This is a genomic window from Neptunomonas sp. (genome assembly GCF_016744175.1).
GTDB lineage: Bacteria > Pseudomonadota > Gammaproteobacteria > Pseudomonadales > Balneatricaceae > Neptunomonas.
Window position 1 is genome coordinate 86,822 of sequence record NZ_JADGEV010000009.1, and the last position, 5,878, is coordinate 92,699.

4 protein-coding genes and 1 pseudogene are annotated in these 5,878 nt (G+C 41.8%); 2 read left to right on the top strand and 3 right to left on the bottom strand.

Annotated elements, in window-relative coordinates; translation table 11 throughout:
* Positions 1–266, bottom strand: a pseudogene (gene aspA / locus QZZ55_RS06085) (aspartate ammonia-lyase); the annotation flags it as partial.
* A 195-nt stretch (positions 267–461) separates the two neighbouring features.
* On the opposite strand from aspA, the gene QZZ55_RS06090 reads away from it, so the two are divergent.
* On the top strand, positions 462–872 hold the full coding sequence (locus QZZ55_RS06090; protein WP_293266372.1) for a ribonucleotide reductase subunit alpha: 411 nt from the start codon (positions 462–464) through the stop codon (positions 870–872).
* Positions 873–1,017: 145 nt separating this feature from the next.
* Positions 1,018–2,154, top strand: a complete 1,137-nt coding sequence (locus QZZ55_RS06095) for an ABC transporter substrate-binding protein (RefSeq protein ID WP_293266374.1) — start codon at positions 1,018–1,020, stop codon at positions 2,152–2,154.
* Between the two features lie 39 nt (positions 2,155–2,193).
* Here QZZ55_RS06095 and QZZ55_RS06100 read toward each other — a convergent pair whose 3' ends face one another.
* Together QZZ55_RS06100 and QZZ55_RS06105 are read right to left on the bottom strand one after the other, a co-directional pair.
* On the bottom strand, positions 2,194–3,921 hold the full coding sequence (locus QZZ55_RS06100) for a bifunctional protein-serine/threonine kinase/phosphatase (protein ID WP_293266376.1): 1,728 nt from the start codon (positions 3,919–3,921) through the stop codon (positions 2,194–2,196).
* A gap of 88 nt (positions 3,922–4,009) precedes the next feature.
* Entirely contained in the window at positions 4,010–5,482 is a 1,473-nt protein-coding gene (locus tag QZZ55_RS06105; protein WP_293266378.1) for a NarK family nitrate/nitrite MFS transporter, read from the bottom strand.
* Positions 5,483–5,878 lie beyond the last annotated feature (396 nt).

Here is a 5,878-nt window from a genome sequence, read left to right on the forward strand (position 1 = left end):
AAGTGACTCTTATCCAATAATACGTCGACAGCCTGATTAATCGCCTGTCCTATTTCTATCGGAAGCTCTCCTAGTGAAGCATTGACCACTGCTGCTGTGGCTTTTATCTGTAAGAGTGCTTTAATAAATACCGTCGGCATTGATTGCCCACTAATAGGGAAATTGTTGATGGCCAGTTGTGTTTGTACGCTGTATAACGCATTTTCAGCGGACTGGTTGTAACTTGAATTATTGCTTTTTATATGGCTTTTTTGTTCATCTATCATAATTCATTCCCACGTATCAAAGCTGAGCATTAATGGCTTTAAGGGACGTTGATAATAATTAGATTGAATATCTCCTTGATAGTTTCTTACTGTACTCTTATGAATATAGAGGAGTGCTATATACTCCCTCAGAGGAATAAACACAGTGCTGTCACTGTGGCAGAATAGAGATATATTTTTATAGGGGTAATGATAATGTTTAAAGGTACAGCGTCAGGAGAATTCACTAAGTTGCTTGAAGCTTCTAAGCAGCAGGATCAGCCTCAGCGACTTCTCATGCTTTTTGCTCGCGCTGAAGGCGCAAAGAAGAAGAAAGATAATGCTTCTCATGAAACAGGGACGGTTACACCATTAATGTGTGTTGATAAGTTGCCTGAAGAGATTGCTAGCTTTGAAGCCCTTATTGCAGAAGCGGATGCTATTGAGAGTGATTGGAGTTTTGTTTTGATTGCAGGTTTAGGTGGCGTTGATGGTGAAGCGCCTCCTACTGAAGCCGCTGAACAGTATCTTAATCAGATGGCAAATGACTTGATGATGGGGCAAGATTTATCAGGTTATACGATCCTCGACCGACAACAGAATCCTGTTCTTTTACAAGCCCGCTAATTTTCAAACAGCTGGTCTGATCGCTTTTTAAGAGAAGGCCAGTTATCTCAGATTCATACCTTTCGTACTTTCCCGGTTCTTCTGTGCTCGTTTTTTATTAATTCATCTATACTTTGTTTTTTAAATATTGATAGGTACTCCTATTGTGTTTATACATTGGATGTTTTTTAAACGCGCTTTTCGGTGCTTGAAATGTCGCCCTGCATTATTGTTATTACTTTTTTATAGTGCATCAAATGTCTGCGCTCAAGATACTATTGTTTTGCAGTTGAAATGGAAGCACCAGTTTCAGTTTGCCGGTTATTATGCGGCACAAAAGGAAGGGTATTTCACTGCGGAGGGGTTGGATGTCGAAATCCGCGATGTTGATGAGCATCGTAGCGCAACAGATATCGTGCTGAGTGGGGATGCTCAGTTTGGAATAACGGACTCTAGTGTGGTGTTATCTCGCTTGAAAGGGCGTTCTGTCGTAGTTGTCGCCGCAATTTTTCAGCATTCTCCAATGGTATTGTTGGCATTGGAGTCTTCAGGGATACTTAATCCGTTAGAGCTGAGAAATAAACGAATCATGTACCAGCGTAACATCGATGACGCGGCTCTTTTAGCCATGTTTACAGAGCTGGGTTTAACTGAATATGATCATACACATGTGCCTCAGAATTTTCGTGATGATGCGTTGCTTAGTGGAAATGCAGATGCAATGTCTGCTTATATCACCGATCAGCCCTATTTTTATAAAGAAAAAGGCTTACGTGTAAATGTGATGTCACCCGCTACATATGGAGTAGATTTTTACGGTGATATGCTTTTTGTGGACGAGCGTTTTTTAAAGCTAAATAAAGAGAAAGTGCTGGCTTTTCGGCGTGCCACTTTGAAAGGGTGGCAGTATGCTGTTGAGCATCAAAAAGAGATGGTTGATTGGATACGTAAAAATCTAGATACAGATAAGTCCCGGGAGCACTTGCTCTATGAAGCTAAATATACAATAGATCTTATTCAGCCGCAGGACATAGAGTTAGGCTATTTTAGTCCCAATAGATTTGTTCAGATTGCTGAAACATACAAGCAATTAGGGCTCGCTCCACTGACGGCTGATATTGAAGGGCTCAATTATACTGATTATTATGAGAAAAGGAGTGGGCATATGCCGTGGTTGCTTCTTGTTATGATATCTATTTCAATGATATTTGTACTTTGGGCTTTTACGCTTTGGATCAAATGGGACGTAGTTTTTTCTACAAAAAAAGAGAGCTGTAGTGGGCCTTCGCTTAAGCGTTACTAAATCTTTTTTATACTTAAGCATATTTAGTCACGCAACTCATCAGCCTTGCAGCCACAGGGCCGCTACTAAAAACATAGAAGTAATAAACCAAACTAAAGACATCATCTGCCAAAAAATAACACTTTGTGTTTTTTTCTCAACTTCTTTTGGTAGTAAAAATTCAGGGTTAGGGTGAGTGGCATCCTGTAAGAACTGTTGAATCGTTTCATATCTATCTTCTGACTTGATAGACACGCCTTTCATCAAAGCGCGATCAAACCATAACGGTAATACAGGGTTGTAACGCTCAGAAGGGATATACTTTAATTTCTCAAGTTGCTGGGGCGTTTCACATCGCTCAAGTCCTTCTCCATAAGGCAGTTGATGAGTGAATATCTCGTAAGTGATACAAGCGAGAGAAAAAAGATCTCCCTTTATGCCGGTGTTCTGTCCTAACCTCAGTAATGGGTCAGAGTAGTTGACGGTGCCAAGCACTCGATCTCTTTCTATCGGTATGAATATTTCGTTAATGCCAGAGACATAGACAGAACCAAAATCGACTAGCGTAATATGATTATCTTCTGAAATCATTATATTGCTGGGCTTTAGATCTTGGTGCAGAGTTTCTCGTTGATGAAATGCCTGTAACCCTTTAGCCATTTGCTTAATGAGTTTGATGGCTTCTGAGGGTTTGGGGAAAGGGTTTTCTTCAATCCATTGTTCTAATGAAATCCCCTCTACTTTTTCCATCAAATAGTAGAGAAAAGTCTTTGGTCGGTTCGCATTACATACTTTTACGACATGTGGACTGTCGATGCGGCTGCCTACCCACTCTTCCATAATAAAACGTTCAATATAAGCCGGGTCGTCATTAAAATTTTGTGACGGTGTTTTCATTATCCTCTGTTTTCCATCAAGAGGATCTTTAACAATATAGAGCTGGCTGCGGCTACTGGCATAGAGCTCGGAGACTACTTCATAGTCATCAATCCGCATGCCAGGTTCTAGTTCTGGAGGGAAAGGTAACTCTGTTAGCTTGTCTGTGAGGTCATCGATACTTTCACGAATGATCTGGTCTACACGTATCAATTGGCAACTTATGTTATCGGTACTACCTTTATCATAAGAGATATTTACGAGCTGCTCGCATGCAGAATCTAATGATTCACTTTCATAAATGAGTGATTGTATTTCCTGCGGTGACAACGTGTCATGCACACCGTCAGTACTAAGAAAGAAAATATCATTAGGCTCTATAGAAATAGTACGGTAATCAATATCTAAGTGAGTATCCATGCCCATAGCACGGGCTAGGCAGCTAGTGCTTTGACTTAATGGAGTAACATGGTCTGTCGTCAAGCATTCCATGTGGTCGTCGCGAATACGGTAGATTCGGCTGTCACCTATATGGAAGATATGTGCGGTGTGTGATTTGATGACGATGACTGAGAAAGTACAAACATAGCCGCGTGTACTGCTTAGGTATTCGTGACTACGCGAATAAAGTGATCGATTAATAGAGGTTAATACTTTTTGTGCAGACTTTTTTACCGTCCAGATATCGGGCGTATCGAAATAGTCGTTTATAAATTCACGTACGCAGTACTCAGCAGCCTCCGCGCCTGCTTCTGCAGTACTGACACCGTCCGCAATCATGCCGCAGGCACCTTTAGTGGTTAGAAGGTTACCGACAGGCATAAAAAAGCCCAGGCAGTCTTCATTGCGGGCTTTTCGTCCCGTAATGCTTTGCTGGGCAGTCGATAATCTAATTTCACTGTTAAGGTGCATAATTGATCCTTGTCGAAGAACCTAAATAAACTGGAAACCTGTATTACGCAATTAAAAGAGAGCCCGTAGGCTCTCTGTATTGAGTTGCTTATTCAACATCAATTAACTGGACTGTACCATCGGGTAGTATTTCAGCCATCTGGCCTGATGGCTCATCCATAAACTGGACAAACAGGAAGGCAACAACAGCAGACCCACCGATCACCATAAAGAATGTTGAGTAGTCTACAAACGATAGCACTGTTAAGTAACAAACAGCGCCGACGTTACCGTATGCACCCGCCATGCCTGCAATCTGTCCTGTCATACGACGCTGAATCAGAGGTACTGCTGCAAATACAGCCCCTTCGCCTGCTTGTACGAAGAAAGAGCAGCACATAGTAGCGATAACGGCAATAGGGATGAACCAATTACCATCAATTTGGCTGAGTACCAAATATCCTACAGCTAAACCTGCAATGAGGATGGAGAGTGCTTTGCGGCGACCATATTTATCACTGAAGTGTCCGCCTGTTGGGCGAGCAACCAGGTTCATAAAGGCAAAGCCTGAAGCAAGTAGTCCTGCTTGAATTGCGCTTAATCCCTCAAATGTATCGAGGAAGAATAATGGCAGCATTGAAACGACAGCCAATTCAGACCCAAAAGTAACGAAGTAAGCCACATCCAGTACCGCAACTTGTTTGAATTTATAACGCTGTATTTCAGGAACACCATGTTTAAGGTTTTCTTCATTTACATGGTAGATGGCACGCACTTGGACAATGAACAGTATAACAAGCACAGCATAAATGCCGTATGTGCCAATTTCATTTAGAAGTCCAAGGTTAGATGGCGATAATTTCCATGTCAGCACCGCAAGTGCTAAGTACATAGGAACATTCATCAGTAAGTAAAAATAGAAATCGCCTTTGCTAGTAACTTCAAGACCACCGTGCTTTTTAGGTTTGAAGTAAGTAGAGCCTTTTGGTGTGTCGCGTGCAATCTTGCGGTAGATAATACCGTAGACAAAAGCAAAAACCCCTGTCATGCCCAGCGCATAGCGCCACCCATCTTCTCCACCAAACATGAGTGCTAAAGAAGGAAGGGTCATCGCTGCAGCGGCAGAACCAAAGTTCCCCCAGCCACCATAAATACCTTCAGCAATCCCAACTTGTTTCGCAGGAAACCACTCCGAGACCATGCGAATACCGATAACAAAACCAGCACCGATGAAACCACTAAGAAAACGTAGTATTGCGAGTTGCTCATACGTTTGTGCTGATGCGAACCCTACGCAGATAACACCCCCAATCATCAGTAGCATACTGTAAACAATACGTGGACCGTACTTGTCTACTAATGTGCCAATAACAATACGAGAGGGGATGGTTAGGGCAACGTTAAGAATTAACAGTGCCTTGACTTCAGGGGTAGTTAGATCAAATGCTTCTTTGATAATAGCCATCAGGGGGGCATGGCTAAACCAGACCATGAAGGTCAGGAAAAATGCAAACCAAGTGATATGCAAAGTTTTAATCTTTGGATCACTAAAGTTTAGTAATTGAATTCTGTCAGTGCTCATTGAACTACTCCTGCAGCGGGTAAGGCCGTCGCTACGTCTTTGAAGGTATCATTTAGATCGTTGTGTTCATCATCTGGGTAAATTCAGCCATCCGAGCTAATTATCAGCAGATGCATGGTATCCATATAGGGCAAAAGTAGGACAGTTTTGAATGGGGCGTGTTGATGTGAATCAAGGCTTGGGGTGCTGCTATAAATGCTTCTTTAGCCTTGTACCTATTAAGTGGTATGCGCTAATTGTAATTAACCTGTTGAAAAATATAGATTATTAAATCTGTTTTCATGTTTGATAGGAAGAGGTGGTAGTGAGTGATTCATTGGGGGTAACTGAGCGATTAAGTAAAGAGTAATCTGTTTTTTTGCTTGCTCGATTAATGGTTTCTAATCTTGTTCTAAT

Excerpts from the sequence above, each read along its gene's own strand:
- QZZ55_RS06090 (WP_293266372.1), top strand. The coding sequence starts at position 462 with ATGTTTAAAGGTACAGCGTCAGGAGAATTCACTAAGTTGCTTGAAGCT.
- QZZ55_RS06100 (WP_293266376.1), bottom strand. The coding sequence starts at position 3,921 with ATGCACCTTAACAGTGAAATTAGATTATCGACTGCCCAGCAAAGCATT.
- QZZ55_RS06105 (WP_293266378.1), bottom strand. The coding sequence starts at position 5,482 with ATGAGCACTGACAGAATTCAATTACTAAACTTTAGTGATCCAAAGATT.